Origin of the sequence: Dyadobacter luticola, from assembly GCF_005860805.1 — a bacterium.
Lineage (GTDB): Bacteria > Bacteroidota > Bacteroidia > Cytophagales > Spirosomataceae > Dyadobacter > Dyadobacter luticola.
Window position 1 is genome coordinate 949,655 of record NZ_VCEJ01000002.1, and the last position, 16,264, is coordinate 965,918.

17 protein-coding genes are annotated in these 16,264 nt (G+C 45.5%); 6 read left to right on the top strand and 11 right to left on the bottom strand.

What is annotated here, in order from left to right; genetic code table 11:
• Positions 1-27 precede the first annotated feature (27 nt).
• Entirely contained in the window at positions 28-579 is a 552-nt protein-coding gene (locus FEN17_RS04040; protein WP_138364009.1) for a hypothetical protein, read from the top strand.
• A gap of 88 nt (positions 580-667) precedes the next feature.
• On the opposite strand, the gene FEN17_RS04045 is transcribed toward FEN17_RS04040, so the two are convergent.
• The gene (locus FEN17_RS04045; protein ID WP_138364010.1) at positions 668-1,681 is read right to left on the bottom strand and encodes a glutamine synthetase beta-grasp domain-containing protein; all 1,014 of its coding nucleotides are present in this window, start codon (positions 1,679-1,681) and stop codon (positions 668-670) included.
• Between the two features lie 389 nt (positions 1,682-2,070).
• Here FEN17_RS04045 and FEN17_RS04050 point away from each other — a divergent pair, with 389 nt between their 5' ends.
• From FEN17_RS04050 to FEN17_RS04060, 3 genes are all read left to right on the top strand, one after another.
• On the top strand, positions 2,071-2,781 hold the full coding sequence (locus tag FEN17_RS04050) for an RsmE family RNA methyltransferase (protein ID WP_138364011.1): 711 nt from the start codon (positions 2,071-2,073) through the stop codon (positions 2,779-2,781).
• Between the two features lie 42 nt (positions 2,782-2,823).
• Positions 2,824-3,471 (top strand): DUF4159 domain-containing protein, encoded by a 648-nt coding sequence (locus FEN17_RS04055; protein WP_138365262.1) that lies wholly within the window; start codon positions 2,824-2,826, stop codon positions 3,469-3,471.
• Between the two features lie 131 nt (positions 3,472-3,602).
• Entirely contained in the window at positions 3,603-4,349 is a 747-nt protein-coding gene (locus tag FEN17_RS04060) for an acyl-CoA desaturase (RefSeq protein ID WP_138364012.1), read from the top strand.
• A 155-nt stretch (positions 4,350-4,504) separates the two neighbouring features.
• On the opposite strand, the gene FEN17_RS04065 is transcribed toward FEN17_RS04060, so the two are convergent.
• The 5 genes from FEN17_RS04065 to FEN17_RS04085 are packed head-to-tail and all read right to left on the bottom strand — an operon-like array spanning position 4,505 to position 9,739.
• Positions 4,505-5,887 (bottom strand): sensor histidine kinase, encoded by a 1,383-nt coding sequence (locus FEN17_RS04065; RefSeq protein ID WP_138364013.1) that lies wholly within the window; start codon positions 5,885-5,887, stop codon positions 4,505-4,507.
• Between the two features lies 1 nt (position 5,888).
• Positions 5,889-6,566 (bottom strand): response regulator transcription factor, encoded by a 678-nt coding sequence (locus tag FEN17_RS04070; protein WP_138364014.1) that lies wholly within the window; start codon positions 6,564-6,566, stop codon positions 5,889-5,891.
• A complete protein-coding gene (locus tag FEN17_RS04075) occupies positions 6,563-7,096 on the bottom strand; it encodes a 5' nucleotidase, NT5C type (RefSeq protein WP_229208681.1) in 534 nt (177 codons plus the stop codon). The genes FEN17_RS04070 and FEN17_RS04075 overlap by 4 nt, the downstream gene beginning before the upstream one ends.
• Positions 7,096-8,409 carry a dihydrolipoamide acetyltransferase family protein gene (locus FEN17_RS04080; RefSeq protein ID WP_138364015.1) on the bottom strand — a complete coding sequence of 438 codons (1,314 nt, stop codon included), beginning with the start codon at positions 8,407-8,409 and terminating at the stop codon, positions 7,096-7,098. Before FEN17_RS04080 ends, FEN17_RS04075 begins: the two co-directional genes overlap by 1 nt.
• A gap of 55 nt (positions 8,410-8,464) precedes the next feature.
• Complete coding sequence (locus tag FEN17_RS04085; protein WP_138364016.1) at positions 8,465-9,739, bottom strand: competence/damage-inducible protein A; 1,275 nt, start codon at positions 9,737-9,739, stop codon at positions 8,465-8,467.
• A gap of 104 nt (positions 9,740-9,843) precedes the next feature.
• Between FEN17_RS04085 and FEN17_RS04090 the strand changes: the two genes are divergently transcribed.
• Together FEN17_RS04090 and gldC are read left to right on the top strand one after the other, a co-directional pair.
• Complete coding sequence (locus FEN17_RS04090; RefSeq protein ID WP_138364017.1) at positions 9,844-10,569, top strand: DUF4197 domain-containing protein; 726 nt, start codon at positions 9,844-9,846, stop codon at positions 10,567-10,569.
• A gap of 54 nt (positions 10,570-10,623) precedes the next feature.
• A complete protein-coding gene (gene gldC / locus FEN17_RS04095; RefSeq protein WP_138364018.1) occupies positions 10,624-10,965 on the top strand; it encodes a gliding motility protein GldC in 342 nt (113 codons plus the stop codon).
• On the opposite strand, the gene FEN17_RS04100 is transcribed toward gldC, so the two are convergent.
• The 5 genes from FEN17_RS04100 to FEN17_RS04120 all read right to left on the bottom strand — a co-directional run bounded on the left by FEN17_RS04100 (position 10,966) and on the right by FEN17_RS04120 (position 15,927).
• Positions 10,966-11,325 carry an MmcQ/YjbR family DNA-binding protein gene (locus tag FEN17_RS04100; protein WP_138364019.1) on the bottom strand — a complete coding sequence of 120 codons (360 nt, stop codon included), beginning with the start codon at positions 11,323-11,325 and terminating at the stop codon, positions 10,966-10,968.
• Positions 11,322-11,501, bottom strand: coding sequence for a DUF6728 family protein (locus FEN17_RS04105; protein WP_138364020.1), 180 nt, complete (start codon positions 11,499-11,501; stop codon positions 11,322-11,324). The genes FEN17_RS04100 and FEN17_RS04105 overlap by 4 nt, the downstream gene beginning before the upstream one ends.
• A 32-nt stretch (positions 11,502-11,533) precedes the next feature.
• Positions 11,534-13,537 carry a (E)-4-hydroxy-3-methylbut-2-enyl-diphosphate synthase gene (gene ispG, locus FEN17_RS04110; RefSeq protein WP_138364021.1) on the bottom strand — a complete coding sequence of 668 codons (2,004 nt, stop codon included), beginning with the start codon at positions 13,535-13,537 and terminating at the stop codon, positions 11,534-11,536.
• Positions 13,538-13,617: 80 nt separating this feature from the next.
• Positions 13,618-14,700: a mevalonate kinase family protein gene (locus FEN17_RS04115; protein WP_138364022.1), complete on the bottom strand. Its 1,083-nt coding sequence runs from the start codon at positions 14,698-14,700 to the stop codon at positions 13,618-13,620.
• Between the two features lie 3 nt (positions 14,701-14,703).
• The gene (locus FEN17_RS04120; RefSeq protein ID WP_138364023.1) at positions 14,704-15,927 is read right to left on the bottom strand and encodes a sugar MFS transporter; all 1,224 of its coding nucleotides are present in this window, start codon (positions 15,925-15,927) and stop codon (positions 14,704-14,706) included.
• Between the last annotated feature and the right edge of the window lie 337 nt (positions 15,928-16,264).

Sequence of the window (16,264 nt, forward strand, 5' to 3'; positions counted from 1 at the left end):
CTATTTTATTACCAATCGATTAAAACTATGAATCCCGGATTTGATCCAGAAGAAATTGCCCAGCTCAAAAGCGAATGCAAGGAAGAGGGGACAAACTTTATCCATGTCGAGGATGAATTTGAAGAACAGGAAGAAAACAACGAACATGCACATGTTCAGTTTGTTGGGACATATAAAGATTCGGAAGTGATCTACGATGCGCTGATCTACACGCTCAGGCTGCATCATTCAACATTGGTTTACGACGAGGCGCTGGAAAGGACCAAGAAGGAAATGCCACATTACATTTCGCAGGACGAGCGCCCCGACAATTACAACATCAGCGCTGAAGATGAAGAAGAAGCAGAAATGCTGCTGACCGAATTTATCGAAGAGATTGAGGAAAATGAAGAAATCCAGGTCCGCGAGCACGTGGAGACGGACGAAACTTTTGAATACGGAATCGGTCTGGAAGTAGGTTTGAACAAAACAGAAATCACGGACAAGGTGATTGACGAATTTATCAAAGCTTTCAATGCGGGCAATTTGCAGCTCGATCCTACCTTGTATTCATTCACAGGAAGCGAGGACGAAGACTGATTTTCAAAGAACTTTTTGAAATGAATCACAACAAAAAGACCACCCGATAAAGGTGGTCTTTTTATTTAAGCTATATCCTGTGCGCTGATCAGATGACAGCAGATTTCACAGTTTTGATAATGCGGGCTGCAACTTTGTAAGGATCAGCGGCCGAGTTTGGACGACGATCTTCCAGATATCCGCTCCATCCTTTTTGAGGAACCATTACCGGGATACGGATAGAAGCACCACGGTCAGAAACGCCATAGCTGAAATCGTGGATAGAAGCAGTTTCGTGCTTTCCAGTCAAACGCAGGTGGTTATCAGCACCGTACACTTCGATATGCTCTTTCACAACCGGACGGAATGCTTCGCAAATTGCGTCGAAAGTAGCTTTGCTGCCGGCAGTTCTCAAAATACCATTTGAGAAGTTTGCGTGCATGCCGCTACCATTCCAGTCAAGCGCGCCCAGAGGCTTGCAGTGCCAGTTGATAGATACGCCATATTTTTCACCGATTCTTTCGAGCAGGTAACGGCCAAGCCAGATCTGGTCACCCGCTTCTTTCGCACCTTTCGCGAAAATCTGGAATTCCCACTGACCAGCAGCAACTTCTGCATTGATACCTTCTACATTCAGACCTGCGTCGAGGCAAACGTCAAGGTGTTCTTCGATGATCTCGCGACCATAAGCGTTGGCAGCGCCAACTGAGCAATAATATGGTCCTTGTGGTGCAGGATAGCCGTTTGCAGGGAAGCCAAGTGGTTTGTTAGTCTCGTTATCCCAAAGGAAGTATTCTTGTTCAAATCCAAACCAGAAATCGTTGTCATCGTCCTCGATGGTCGCGCGGCCATTCGATTCGTGAGGAGTTCCGTCAGCATTCAAAACCTCACACATTACGAGGTAACCATTTTTTCTCTGTGGGTCTGGAATAATGTATACAGGTTTCAACAAACAGTCAGACGAACCGCCCGGTGCTTGCTCAGTAGATGAACCATCAAACGACCACTGCGCGCAATCTTCCAGTTTTCCACTAAAATCGTTTTCGATCTTGGTTTTGCTCCTTAGACTTTGGGTCGGCTTGTAGCCATCCAACCAAATGTATTCCAGCTTGGATTTTGACATAATAGGACTAGATAAAGTGGTGACGAATTATTATAACGGCACAATATTAATGTAAAAATGTATTTCCCAAAAATAAAACATAAGAAAAATTAACCTTATACAGAATAATATTGCGCGCGTAGTAGTATTGTCAGTAAAAAATGTACTTTTTTTATAAGTGGATCCGGTTTCAGTATGGCGCGTTTAGCCCATTTTTTATTAATAATTGAGAAAAATCAGGTGAAAATGTGACTATAAAACTAATAAATAATCGAAAAGTGCCAGAAATGTGGAGAGCATCGAATTTTAGATTTATAGCATTTTACAGCTTATCAATTTTGAATAAATGTAGGAAATTTCTATATTTTTGGACGCCGGATTTAGCCGGTCGAATTAATTTTTAGTAACAAATGCATTTATTTTATCAGCCTCACGAAAACCTTTTTGAACTCGATGAAGAAGAGGCAAAACACAGCTCGAAAGTGCTACGGCTAGGGTCTGGGGACATCATTTATGTAACAAATGGAAAGGGGCTCTTGCAAAAATGTATCTTGAATGTGCAGGCACGAAAAGTGGGTTATGAAGTGGTTGAATCATCACTTATTCCAAGACGAAATTTTGAAGTGGTGATCGCGGTGGCGCCTACCCGGAAAGCTGAGCGAAATGAGTGGATGGTGGAGAAACTGACTGAGATAGGAGTGGAGCGCATTGATTTTCTGGTCTCTGAACATACCAATCCCGAAACACTTAACCGTGTCGTGAACCAGGTAAGGCTCAACCGCATTGCCGCGAGCGCCATGAAACAGTCGCAGCAATATTATATGCCGGTGATCACAGTAAATAATAAGTTCGATACGTTTATTAAAGATGCATCGGAAGATTCCAGGCTGATCGCTTATGTGCCCGAACAAAATAAAGTGGAGCACGTTTTTAGCAGGGTTCGGAAAAATAGTAGTACCTTATTATTGATCGGTCCCGAAGGCGATTTCAGTAACCGGGAAGTGGAGCTGGCATTAGAGCAGGGTTTTTCAACGGTGTCGCTTGGCCCGACAAGATTACGGACGGAAACCGCCGCGATAGCAGGCTGCCACGCCATCAATCTGGCACAAGGTCTTTCTTAAAAACAACATTATTATATGTATAAAACGATTTTCAGTGTCCGTATGTCCTTTTTGGCGGTAATGCTTCTGGTCGGAATCTCGGCACAGGCACAATCGTCATTGAAAATCGCAAAGCTGAAATATGGTGGGGGAGGCGATTGGTACGCCAATAAAACCTCGCTGCCGAACCTGATCAAATTCTGTAATGCGGAGTTAAAAATGAACATTAACCCGGCTGAGGATGTGGTGGAAGTGGGCAGCCCGGATATTTTTACCTATCCATTTGTACACATGACGGGCCACGGTAATGTGGTTTTTTCGGATGCCGAGGCGCAAAATTTGAGAAATTATCTGCTTTCCGGCGGCTTTTTACACGTCGATGATAACTACGGGCTCGACCAGTTTATCCGCAGGGAAATGAAAAAAGTTTTCCCGGAGCTCAGCTTTGTAGAACTGCCTTTTGACCACCAGATCTACCGCGTTAAATATGTGTTTCCGGAAGGTTTGCCCAAAATCCACGAGCACGACGGAAAGCAGCCGCAAGGTTTCGGGCTGATCTGGCAGGGCAGGCTCGTATGTTTTTACAGCTACGAAACTGACCTCGGAAATGGCTGGGAAGACCAGAGTGTTTATAATGATCCTGAGGAAATGCGCAGGAAGGCTTTGCAAATGGGCGCCAACCTGCTCAGCTACGCTTTTATGATCCAGTAATGTTGATTTTTAACAATTAGTTAGCGTTTGTAGATTATAAATATATTGCAAAAATGCCTTTCCGGATTGCGGTTTTCTAACCTTTCCACCTTACTTTTGTGCAAAGTTCCTTCTAAAATTCCACGTCTTTCATGTATATTGTTCTGATTGTATTTGCTCTACATTGGTATCTATCATTGTTCTGTCAAACCTTTTTCCTACACCGCTATTCTGCTCATAAAATGTTCATTATGAGCAAACCATGGGAGCGGTTTTTCTATTTACTCACCTACCTATCACAAGGTTCTTCCTACCTGAGCCCAAGAGCTTACGCTATTTTACACCGGATGCACCATGCATTCAGTGATACAGAAAGAGATCCGCATTCACCGCATCATACAAAAAATGTTTTCACAATGATGTGGGAAACCAAGAACATTTATAATGCTGTGTTGAGCCGCAAACGCGCTATCGAGACGCGTTTTGAAAGAAATTATCCCGAGTGGAATTTTGTAGAAAAGCTGGGTGATTCGTGGGTTTCAAGAATCGGCTGGGGTGTATTATATATCGCTTTCTACGTGCTGGCCTACGTTTATCTGGATATGCACTGGGTATTTTTCTTCTTAATCCCAATCCACTTGCTGATGGGCCCGATCCACGGCGCGATCGTGAATTGGAGCGGCCACAAATACGGCTACCAGAATTTCGACAACGACGACAAATCCAAAAACTCGTTGATCTTCGATTTCCTGATGATGGGAGAGCTTTTCCAGAACAACCACCACAAAAGGCCCAATTCCATTAACTTCGGCTCACGCTGGTACGAAGTGGATCCAACTTATCCGGTAATCAAGCTGCTGAATAAGTTGAAGATTATTGAGATTCGCAAGAAGCACTAAAAAAACTTTGGCAGGCGTGAAGGACGCCTGCCAAGTTTGCTTATTAACACCACAAAAAATGAAATCTTTGGAAAGTCGCGTCTGCTAGACTGTTGCGACAATACAAATAAATCATGTAATACTTAAGATGGCGTTAAATTGGACTTAGAATTTGCTTAGAGACGCAAAAAAGTTATTTTAAAAACGGTACCCTTCGGTTTGTTGGATTGAATAGAGACGGTACCATTATGCAATTTCACAATCCGCTCCACTAGCGATAGCCCGATTCCATATCCTTTGATGTTGGCCGTGCTTTCACTTCTGAAAAAAGGCTGAAAAATCAAGCTCTGATCTTCCTTCGGAATTCCTTTTCCATTATCAGAGAATGTGAGGCTTAATTGACCCCGCGAAGTTTGCAGGCTGACATTCACCGTCTGATCGTCGGAAAACTTGCAGGCATTATCCATCAAATTCAGGAAAGCCGTTTTTAACAATGTCGTGTTTCCAGGCAATTCCAGCCAGGTATCGTCTTCCGGCAGCTCATCGAAATTGAGGAGAATGTTGTATGCCGGGTTTGCTTCCGCGAGATTCATCCGGCAATCGAGCAGCAGCTCGTCGACGCGTATTGTTTCGGTCAGTAAGTCGCGCTGATCTTCACTCACTTTTGCAAGTTCCAGCAAAGTATTGGAAAGCTGCGCCAGTTCCTGAATATCTTCCAGAACCGATTTAATCGTCAGTTGATATTCGGCTGTATTTCTCTCTTTTAACATACTCACTTCCAGCTGCGAGCGCATTTTCGTCAAAGGATTTTTCAGCTCATGCGAAACATTGGCAACAAAGATTTTCTGCATTTGAAATGCTGTCTCGATTCTGTCCAGGAGCTTGTTAAATGTGGTTGTCAATCGCCCGATTTCGTCTTTTTGATTTGGTACTTGTAAGCGGGTATCCAGTTTTTGGGGCAGAATTCCTTCCACCTCATTCATCACTTTCGAAATCGGTCGTAGGGCACGTTTTGAGAATATCCAGCCAACCATGGCGACGACAATCGTCACAATAAAATATAACACTGTTAGAAGTGTGCTCAGGTTGGATAAATTGGCCTGTCCGTACAAATCTTTCGCGCCCAGCAAAACCACCGCACGGTTGAAAGGATATTTATAATAGAGCCCGACAACTTTATAATCACCATCCTGATACCGGATCTGCCCCGACTTCCGGATTTCGTCCAGCCAATAATTGGATATATGTATGGAATTTTCCTGGTGGGTGGTTCGGTTGCTGTAAATCAAGCGGTTTTTCTCGTCGAAAATGTAGGCATTCTCGTCATAGATCAGGTCGCGGTTTGTTTCGTCGAGGGCTTTGAGGACATCGGAGTTGATCAGCGGGACCTGCACTTTAAGAAGCAGTTCGGCCTGGGATTTCGCTTTCGACCGCAGCCGGTCGTAGAAATCCTCGGTAACATTGTAATACGAGAAGAAATAGATCGCAAGAAAAGTGATCAGGAGGATACCGCTCACCAGCAGGGAAAATTGAACCGTAAGCCGGGTGCGGATCTGCATCTTATTCTACTTTAAGCACATAGCCCATCCCAAACAAGGTGTGGATCAACTTGACAGGATAGTCTTTATCGATTTTTTTGCGAAGATAATTTACGTAAACCTCAATCACATTGGTACCGGTATCAAATCCAATGTCCCAAACATGCTCTGCAATTTCCACTTTCGAGATAACTCTTCCCTGGTTACGGATCAGGTAAACCAGCAAATTAAATTCCCTGGCCGTCAGGTTAATCTTGTTTCCCGATCTATGAACCGTTTTCGCATCAAGTGACACTTCCAGATCGGCAAATTTCAAAACCTGGGCAGTATGCGAAACGGTCGCTCCGCGTTTGGTCAACGCACGTACGCGCGCCAGTAACTCTTTGAATTCAAAAGGTTTAACCAGATAATCATCAGCACCTGCATCCAGTCCGGTTACCTTATCATCAGTGGTGCCGAGTGCCGTCAGCATTAAGATCGGCGTCTCGTCGCCCCAGGTGCGGATCTCACGGCAAAGCTCGATCCCGTTGATCCCCGGAATAATAATATCGCTGATGATGAGCTGGTAAACGTTATTTTTGGCAAGCTGGCGACCGATCAGACCGTCGTAAGCGAAGTCGACCTCGTAGCCATTTTCTTCCAGCCCCTGCTTGATGGATTGTAATGTCTTCGGCTCGTCTTCAATGAGTAATAACTTCATGCGATCGGTAAAAATAGGTCAGAAACTTCCTTCCAGCTGGATACGCGTTTGAAGGTCTTGTCTTTCAGATTATGTGGGGCCGAGAAAAGTATGCCTTTTCCTTTGAATGCAGCGAGGTTCCGAACGTGGTCATCAATCAGGTAATCCGAGTTGATGATGCTTTTATATCCGCAGAAAACAATGTTGGTCCAGGGAATAAAAGGGAAATACTTTTTCAGCCAGTTAAACTTGTCATTAAATGACGTCGGAAATTCCATGCAGGCCGTCGCGATGAATAATTCGTAATATTTGGAGAGCTGGTACACGGTTTCTTCGGCGCCTTCTTTTACTTGAATGTCAGCGAAAAAACCTGGCGAGTCGATGATCTTATTGATTTTGCCGAGTTGTTTGGGATGCAGCAATTCCCTTAATGATTTCGAATGTAAATCCTTGGCAGTTAAAGCAGTATCAAAATCATTCAGGACGATCTCTACCAGCTTTTCATGCGTATTTGCCAGGACGTCGTCCATATCCAGCGTGAGTCTCAGCATCAAATAATGGTTCTGTGAACGTCGAAATTTTCAAGATAATCATTCACTCTCTTCAAAAATAAGCCACCCAGAGAGCCGTCCACGACCCGGTGATCGTAGGAATGTGAAATAAACATCATGCTCCTGATCCCGATCAGATCGCCGTGCTGCGTTTCAATCACTGCGGGCTTCTTCTTGATCGCGCCAAATGCCATGATCGCCACCTGAGGCTGAACAATGATTGGCGTGCCCATCAGGTTGGCGAAAGCGCCAATGTTGGAGACGGTGTAAGTTCCGCCCGCCAGGTCATCGGCTTTCAGTTTATTTTCCCGCGCCCGTTTTGCCAGCTCATTTACTTTTCTGGCAAGGCCAGGCAGGTCGTATTGATCGGCGTGGTGGATTACCGGTACGATCAGGTTCCCATCGGGCAGCGCCACGGCCATACCAATGTTAATTTCCTTCTTTTTGATGATCTTATCGCCATCAACCGAAATGTTGATCATCGGATAATCCTTGATCGCCTTCACGACGGCTTCGATCAAAATCGGCGTAAATGTGATGCTATCGCCACTTTTTTTCCGGTATTCGTTTTTTACATGCTCCCGCCAGTTCACCACTGCCGTCATATCGGTCTCAATAAAAGATGTGACGTGCGCCGAAATTCTGCGCGATTCGATCATCCGCTGCGCGATCATTTTGCGCATCCGGTCCATCTCGATGATTTCGCTGCTGCCATTTAATGAAGTGACAGCAGGCGTGTGCGGAATGTCGACTGTATTTGTGAGATTTTCTTTTCTTTTATCCAGAAAAGAAAGAATGTCATTTTTGGTAACCCGGTTATCCAAACCTGAACCTGGAATGCGGGACAATTCGGCCAAGGTTACATTTTCCTGCCGCGCAATGTTTAAAACCAGCGGGGAGTAAAAATTGCTATTCGTACCTTCCTCAATTTCATGCGCTGATTTTTTGCTCACAACCTGCTGAAAATCCGCTTCCAGCTGATTCGCCGTTTCCACAACTTCCAGCAGCTCCTCCTCTTCCTTTTCTTCTCCGGCGGGAGTCAGCAGTACAGGTGCTTCTGTAAAATCGCCATCTTCCACTTCAATGTTAGCCACCGCACTGCCTATCGCCACCACATCATTTTCCTTCACAAGCCACTCGGCGATGGTACCATTGTAAGGGCAGGGCACCTCGGTATCCACTTTATCCGTCGCCACTTCCAGGATCGAATCGTCGAAAGAAACACGGTCACCGGCTTTTTTGAGCAAGTGCAGCACCGTGCATTCCATTATACTTTCGCCCATCGGAGGCATCACCATTTCAACTATTCTCATATTTTCAATTTTCGCAGGTTATGCTGGCGGGCCAGGTTACCTGTAAGTGTCAGATTCAGTTTTTGACTTCAAGATTGCTCTTGAGAATCGTTTTTCGCAGCAAATTCAATGCGTACGAAGATGTCATCTCCACATTGATCTTTCTGATATTTCTTAATGTAAGTAGCTGTGTAAAAGTCTCATCCGGTGTAGCACAGGCAATCCAGACCGTACCAACCGGTTTTTCCGCCGTGCCGCCATCCGGCCCGGCGATGCCGGTTGTTGATATAGCATAGGTGGTATTCAACAATTTTCGCGCACCTTCGGCCATTTCGCGGGCAGTTTGCTCACTTACTGCACCAAATGTTTCCAATGTTTCTTTTGAGACACCCAAAACATTCATTTTCACCTCATTACTATAACTTACAACCGAGCCTTCAAAGTAGCCCGATGAACCCGGCACGCTTGTGATCTGGCTCGCCACAAACCCGCCGGTACAACTTTCCGCAGTCGCGACCGTAGCATTGTTATTTTTTAATAATGAACCGATTACGGTTTCCATTTCATCATTATCAAAACCATAAACGTGCTCAGAAATGTAAGGAAGCAAAGTTTCAACCTGCGCCTGCAATTGTTCATCCAATAAAGCCTGGTCGGTGCCGGTACCAGTCAGCCGGAGCTTGACGTGACCAAAATGCGGGAGGTAAGCCAGCTTGATGTTCTCAGGCAGCGCGTCTTCCCAGGGAGCGATTTTTTCGGCCAGAAAAGATTCGCCGATGCCAATCGTACGGACCGATTTATGTTGAATAATTTGCGTAGAAAAGATCTTTTTCAGCCTTGGCAGGATCTCAAATTCCATCAGGCTCTTCATTTCAAAAGGCACACCTGGCAGCGAAACGTAAATCACATTGTCCTTTTCAAACCACATTCCCGGCGCGGTACCCCAAAGATTAGGAATGTAGGTACAGTTTTTGGGAAGTGCCGCCTGTTGCGTGTTGAGCTCGGTCATCACCCTGCCACGTTTTGCGAAAAATCCCGTAATCAAGGTAAGCGCCTCCTGGTTTATTTCCAGTTCGGTGCCAAAATATTCGCAGAAAGTATGCTTGGTAATGTCGTCCCGCGTAGGTCCCAGACCACCGGTTACAATGACCACATCGGCGCGCAGACTGGCGGCTTTAAATGCGTCCAGTATGTCCGTCTTGTTGTCGCCGACCGACGTTTTTCGCACCGGACGAATGCCGATATCAGTTAGTTGCGTGCCAATCCACTGCGTATTGGTGTCGATAATCTGACCGAAAAGAATCTCGTCGCCGATGGTTAAAATTTCTGCCCTTGGGGAGGAAATAGTCATCTGAAAAGGGGTTAATAGGGACCGTTATTTTCCCAAAAATAAGTAAAATTAATCGTTATTGAGTACGTTTGAACCATAGTCAAAAAATTAGAAACCCATTTACAATGAAACGAAAAATCGCATCTATCATCATATTTTGGGCGTTTTGCGCCACGACTTCACAGGCGCAATTTAATCTGGGCAAAGTGCTGGACAAGGTGGGCGGCAATGATACGGGTTTAGGCGAAAACGAGATCGTCGCCGGACTGAAAGAGGCTTTAAATGTCGGGATCAGCAACGGTTCTGCCGAGGCTTCGAAGGTGGATGGTTTTTTTAAAAATGAGTTAATAAAAATCGCGGTGCCGCCTGAGGCGCAGAAGGTTGCCGAAACTTTGAGGAAAATGGGACTGGGCCATGAAGTGGACAAATTTACATTATCGCTCAACCGCGCGGCCGAAGATGCTGCCAAGAAATCAAAACCGATTTTTGTTAAAGCCATTACTTCCATGACCGTCCCCGATGCACTTGGCATTCTGAAAGGTCAGGACGACGCGGCTACGCAATATTTGAGAAAGACCACCAATGATGATTTGTTCAAAACCTTCTTCCCTGTGGTCGACAGCACATTAAACCTGAACAAAGCGACGGAATATTATTCGGACATTGTGAACAAATACAACGAGTTGCCGCTGGTCAAAAAGGTGAATCCTAATCTGAAAGAATACGCAACCCAAAAAACAATCGACGGGCTGTATGTGCTGATCGCGCAGGAAGAAAAAAAGATCCGCGATAATCCGAAAGCGCGTGTAACCGATCTTTTGAAAAAAGTATTTAGCAAATCCTCAAAGTGACTTATCAGGCAGGCGTAAGCGTCAAATGCTTACTTTTGGGAAAAATTAACCTCTATGAAAAAATCAGAAATACATTTCACCGTTGAGCTTGACGATAAGAATATACCAGAAAAGATTTTTTGGGAAGCTACCGATAATCCGAATGAGGGAATTAATGATACCCGCGCCATCGCCATCGCGGTCTGGGACCATTACCACCGCGGAACATTAAAAATTGATCTTTGGACAAAAGATATGGAAGTGTTCGAAATGAAGCGCTTTTATATCGAGCTGATGAGTGGCATCGCCGATACTTTACTAACTGCTACAAATGATCGCGGTATGGCCGATACGATTGAGGCTGTGTGCGAGACATTGAGCAAACGTCTTGACGAAGAAATGAAGGCGGCAAAATAATTACTTCGTCGCTTTTAATGTTTCCTGATCTTTCTTTGGCAATGTTGCTACCACGAGATCGTAGGAATCTTTGACCCACTCAAACAAAATTTCGCTTGGAATGTTGCCGGTGACATATACGGTATTCCAATGTTTCTTATTCATGTGATATCCGGGCTTTACGTCCGGATATTTTTCTCTCAGCTCTTCCGCTTTTTCCGGATCACATTTTGCATTGAACTGCTGTTTGTCAGAATCCAGCGGCGTCAGCAAAAAAACCTTGTTTTTTACCTTAAACACTAGCGTATCAGGCCCGAAAGGCAGTTCTTCGGTTACGCCGGGAAGTTTCAGGCAAAAGTCTCGCAGGGTTTCGAGGTTCATCTGGTAAATGCTCTAACAATCATTATGATCACGCAAATCAAAAACATGACGATGGAAATGCGGTTAATGCCATGCATCATCCGCAGGTTGAATGAATCGGGCGCATTCGGGTCTTTTTTCTTGAAAACCCTGACGAAATAGTAAAACACGTCACCCAGTTGAAAGTACCTTTTCATAATGTTGTCTGATTAACCCCTCTATCCATTTTTTAAATTAAAACTTCCTGCTCACTCGGTTCGATCCACCGGCCATCTTCCCGGATCAGCTCGATCAGCTCATCGACCGCTTTCGCAGCAGTTACCGATCGTTTGATCACCTCCTGGCCACGGTATAAAGCAATTTTATCTTTTCCCATACCCACATACCCATAATCCGCATCGGCCATTTCGCCGGGACCATTTACGATACAACCCATAATCCCGATTTTCACCCCTTTCAAATGTTCCGTATGCTTGCGGATCATGGCCGTAGTTTCCTGTAAATCAAATAAGGTACGTCCGCAGGACGGGCAGGAAATATATTCGGTTTTCGACATTCGCGTCCTTGCCGCCTGTAAAATTCCAAATGCAATGGAATTGTAGGAAGCCGCCGCTTTCAGCTTATCATCCAGGATACTATCTGCTTCAAAAACAGGCGATAACATTACACCGTCCCCGAATCCATCTACGAGCAAGCCGCCCATATCGGTTGCTGAAAACAAAGTTAACTTGTCACCCATATTAGTTGCATAAGCCCGGTTAATAATCACCGGCACTTTGTATTTCAATTCAGTAAGCATATAAAAGAAGCGGCGCATTTCCGGCATGGCGTGCTCATTTGTAGTATTGAGCACCAGCACGACATTGTTCTGCTCCGCTATTTTTCCCAGGAAATAATAATCGAATGTGTGGATATCGCCTTTGATGAAATTCAGTTGCTGAGAAGTTTCAATTGCCGCATTCCAGCTTTCCACCGTCCAGAGGGGAAATTTATTATTGCGATCCTCATGAATCAGCCACTGCTCGCTATCAAGAATTTCTTTCAAACCATTTGGTAACATAAATGGTACCGGCATCTTTCCCGTATAAATAAAATCCGCTCCCTGATCGTTCATCGCCCACTTATCGGGGACAGGCAAGAAGAAGTGTCCGATACTTTTTAGCGCGGCGAGATTGTCCACGTGAATGTTGGAATAATCGGCGATCACCCGCGGCACATTCAAATGTCCTATGTTGTAAATTTCCTGCGTATCCCGGCGAATATATTGAAAGGGGTTGATCGGACAATGATCGATTGGCTGGATAAAATCATGGCCGGAACGCGTGGTGTATCTTTCAATCAATGCTCTTGCTACAGGAGCCTCTTTCTCAGGCGCTTCGGTGAGCGAAACACGTACAGTATCTCCCAATCCGTCTTCCAGCAATGTTCCGATGCCCACCGCTGATTTGATCCGGCCGTCTTCGGCTTCGCCTGCTTCGGTCACGCCCAAATGTAGCGGGTAAGGTTTGAGACCGTCCTCATCAAGTCGCTGAACAAGAAGTCGGTATGCTTCCACCATCACCTGCGTATTGCTGGATTTCATGGAAAGCGCAATGTTGAAATAATTGAACTCCTCACAGATCCGGAGAAATTCCAGCGCAGATTCCACCATACCCAGCGGCGTATCGCCATATCGGCTCAGAATCCGGTCGGAAAGCGAGCCGTGATTGGTCCCGATCCGCATTGCGGTACCATACTCTTTGCAAATTCTAACGAGCGGGATAAATTTTTCGCGGATCCTTTCGAGTTCGGCGGCGTAAGAAGCATCGGTATAATCAATTACTTCAAAACGCTTACGGTCAGCATAGTTACCAGGGTTGATCCGCACTTTCTCAACGATCCTGGCCGCCAGTTCTGCGGCATTGGGGGTGAAGTGAATGTCGGCAATCAGCGGGACGTGAATGCCCAGCTTATGCAAACCATTTCGGATATTTTCAAGATTTTGCGCCTCTTTTACGCTCGGCGCCGTGATGCGAACGTACTTACAGCCAGACTCTACCATCCTGATCACCTCATCAATGGAGCCCTGCGTATCCATCGTATCCACGGTGGTCATCGACTGGACGCGGATCGGGTAGGCGGAGCCCATCGGCAAATCGCCAATGTTGATCGTGATGGTTTCGCGGCGCTTGTATGCTGTCAGGGAAGGACAGTAGAGATTGGTTTTTTGTTCTGAATCCGTAATCAATGTCATGGAATTGTAGTTGCTACAATGTACACTGCAAAGGTCTTAAAACAAAAACACAATCGGAATTACAATCGTGCATTTATGCCTCAGGGCTCAATCCGCGTGCCCGAATCCACCGTGATGATATAACTTTTTCCGCCTTCTTTTTCAATCGCTTCGGCTACTTCCTCTGCACGCGTGGGCGCATACACAAACATACAGCCGCCCCCGCCTGAACCATTGATTTTTCCACCCAGCGCGCCAGCATTCAAAGCTGCATTCATCATTCGCTCGATTTTGGGCGTTGAAGTCCGCTTGTGGTCGCGCAGGTTCTTGTAATGCAGATAAAGTAATTCACCGAAAGCTTCATCAAAAAGCTCATTGATCGGATCGTGCGTATTTTCAGTCAGCAATTCTTTACCCTGTCGCAGAATGTCTCGGTCTTCAATATTGGCTTTTAAAAGACTGAATTCGTCCTCGCTGAGCATTTTTTGGTAGTATTCCGCTTTTTCAAATGGCGTTGAAAAAATAGAAAATTCCGGATCATAAGCAGTCACTTTCCGGATTACATCTTCCATACCGTACCGGCAGCGGGCCAGGATACCCAAGGTATCTTTTGGTTCCAGCGAATCACCGAGGACAAATGTACCGAGCTGCGGCGTAAGTGCTTCAACGTAGATTTCCGGCGTGGATTCGAGGTAAATCACATTTCCGATGGCCGTAGAATAGTGGTCCATCATGCCGCCCGGTTCGCCAAATTCCAGTACCTCGGCCGCATTCGCGATTTCCCCCAATTCTTTTTGCGAAAAATTCAAAGGGTTATCACTCATTTTATCCAGGAAATGCGCCCAGGAGACAATCAGCGCCGACGAACTCGAAGTGCCGGAATTGATCGGAATGTTTCCATGAATGACACATTCAAATCCTTTGGAAAAAGTTAATCCTTTCCTTTTCAGCACATTGATTGTACTGCGAAAATAGTCGCGCTGTATTACATAAGGAAATGTGTCGCGGAGCGAAAATTCTTCTTTAAGCCCGAGATCGGGGAGGTGAAGAATCACTTTATCGTCGGGGCGATAATCGCCGTCAATGCTGATGCGCCGGGAAATAGCCGCCGCGATGACGGGCAGCCCAAGATAATCCTGATGTTCACCAAACAAACAAATACGGCCGGGAGTTGAAATCCTCATGAACTACCAGCTTTTCTTTTTATGGCCTACCAGACCGAAATACAGAATGAAAACATACAGCGGGATCATAATCCAGTATGCTTTTTGGGTGCTGCCAATTGCATCAGCGATGCCACCATAAAGCAGCGGAACCACCGCGCCGCCGGAGATACCCATCACAAGCAGGGCCGAGGCTACTTTTGTGAATTTACCTAAACCACTCAATGCCAGCGGCCACAATGCAGGCCAGATCACCGAGTTGGCAAAACCTAAAATCGCAATACAAACGACTGACGTAAAGCCGCTTGTGAAAAGTGCAGTCAACGTGACAAGCAGTCCGAGTACCGCACAGAATTTAAGGTAAGCTTGCTGAGAAACATATTTCGGGATCAAAGCCGCACCCAGCACATATCCGAACATCATTCCATAAAGGGTGTAGGTACCAAAGAGCCGCGCCTCATTTTCGGGGAAGCCCAGCGAGATACCGTAATTGATAATCGTATCACCCGCAATCACCTCCACACCCACGTAACAGAATATCGCGATTACACCTAAAACCAGGTTTGGAAACTGGAAAACGCTCGTTTTAGTCACCGGTACCAATGTTGAAACCGACGGCGTTTCTTCCTCTTCCTCGCTCACTTCCACCAGGCCTTTTGACATTCGGATCACCAGCGCAAGGATGATCAGCACCACAGTCATCACCACATACGGCATCACCACTTTATTGAGCTCATCTTTGGGATCCGCAGATTCCGCGCCGGCTAACAGTAATTTTCCAAAAATCAGCTGGCTGATCACGCCTGCCGTCTTGTTGGCAATACCCATAAAACTGATGCGCTGCGCAGCACTGTCACGCGGCCCTAGAATGGTCACATAAGGATTAGAAGCGGTTTGCAGCACCGTAAGCCCGATTCCGATCGTGAACAGACCGGCCAGGAATAGGGGATAGGAAGCCATTTCGGCAGCCGGAATAAAAATGATCGTGCCCGCAGCCATTACCAGCAATGCAAGCGACATACCGTTTTTGAAACCGGTTTTTTTCAAAACCAGCGACGACGGCACGGCCATTAAGGTATAGGAAATAAAAAATGCAAATGTGACAAGGTAAGAGCTGGTATTATCCAGTGTAAACGCCTTTTTGAAGAAGCTGATCAATGTTCCATTAACCCAGGTAATGAAACCCATGATGAAAAATATGACACCTATTATGAGGAGGGGGACAAGGTAATTGTTCTTTTTGCTCATTTACTTTCTGATTAGTCGGGAGTTATGGGTTAAAATGTTAGGTGCCTGATCTATATACTTAGTTTTTCTTTTTCGGACTAATTTCCAAATATTCTTTTGCCTTGCGGTCAAAGTGCGCAATTTACACTCATTCGCCATTTTTTTAATTTTTTTATTAACTAAAAAATCGGTTGATGTCTGACATTCGCCTGCTATCAATTTTTAAAGTGATTGAACAAATTCACAAGTTAAGGCGTTAACCGTTTGCAAGTGACCCCTGTGAGCATTTCACGCTGGCTCTAAGGCCCTAAATGTGTTGGACACATACTTTGTTACGACATTTAAGGCGACATTAACC

Bases quoted from the DNA above. Each gene is read 5' to 3' on its own strand.
- FEN17_RS04040 (WP_138364009.1), top strand. From the start codon at position 28: ATGAATCCCGGATTTGATCCAGAAGAAATTGCCCAGCTCAAAAGCGAA.
- FEN17_RS04045 (WP_138364010.1), bottom strand. From the start codon at position 1,681: ATGTCAAAATCCAAGCTGGAATACATTTGGTTGGATGGCTACAAGCCG.
- FEN17_RS04050 (WP_138364011.1), top strand. From the start codon at position 2,071: ATGCATTTATTTTATCAGCCTCACGAAAACCTTTTTGAACTCGATGAA.
- FEN17_RS04055 (WP_138365262.1), top strand. From the start codon at position 2,824: ATGTCCTTTTTGGCGGTAATGCTTCTGGTCGGAATCTCGGCACAGGCA.
- FEN17_RS04060 (WP_138364012.1), top strand. From the start codon at position 3,603: ATGTATATTGTTCTGATTGTATTTGCTCTACATTGGTATCTATCATTG.
- FEN17_RS04065 (WP_138364013.1), bottom strand. From the start codon at position 5,887: ATGCAGATCCGCACCCGGCTTACGGTTCAATTTTCCCTGCTGGTGAGC.
- FEN17_RS04070 (WP_138364014.1), bottom strand. From the start codon at position 6,566: ATGAAGTTATTACTCATTGAAGACGAGCCGAAGACATTACAATCCATC.
- FEN17_RS04075 (WP_229208681.1), bottom strand. From the start codon at position 7,096: ATGCTGAGACTCACGCTGGATATGGACGACGTCCTGGCAAATACGCAT.
- FEN17_RS04080 (WP_138364015.1), bottom strand. From the start codon at position 8,409: ATGAGAATAGTTGAAATGGTGATGCCTCCGATGGGCGAAAGTATAATG.
- FEN17_RS04085 (WP_138364016.1), bottom strand. From the start codon at position 9,739: ATGACTATTTCCTCCCCAAGGGCAGAAATTTTAACCATCGGCGACGAG.
- FEN17_RS04090 (WP_138364017.1), top strand. From the start codon at position 9,844: ATGAAACGAAAAATCGCATCTATCATCATATTTTGGGCGTTTTGCGCC.
- gldC (WP_138364018.1), top strand. From the start codon at position 10,624: ATGAAAAAATCAGAAATACATTTCACCGTTGAGCTTGACGATAAGAAT.
- FEN17_RS04100 (WP_138364019.1), bottom strand. From the start codon at position 11,325: ATGAACCTCGAAACCCTGCGAGACTTTTGCCTGAAACTTCCCGGCGTA.
- FEN17_RS04105 (WP_138364020.1), bottom strand. From the start codon at position 11,501: ATGAAAAGGTACTTTCAACTGGGTGACGTGTTTTACTATTTCGTCAGG.
- ispG (WP_138364021.1), bottom strand. From the start codon at position 13,537: ATGACATTGATTACGGATTCAGAACAAAAAACCAATCTCTACTGTCCT.
- FEN17_RS04115 (WP_138364022.1), bottom strand. From the start codon at position 14,700: ATGAGGATTTCAACTCCCGGCCGTATTTGTTTGTTTGGTGAACATCAG.
- FEN17_RS04120 (WP_138364023.1), bottom strand. From the start codon at position 15,927: ATGAGCAAAAAGAACAATTACCTTGTCCCCCTCCTCATAATAGGTGTC.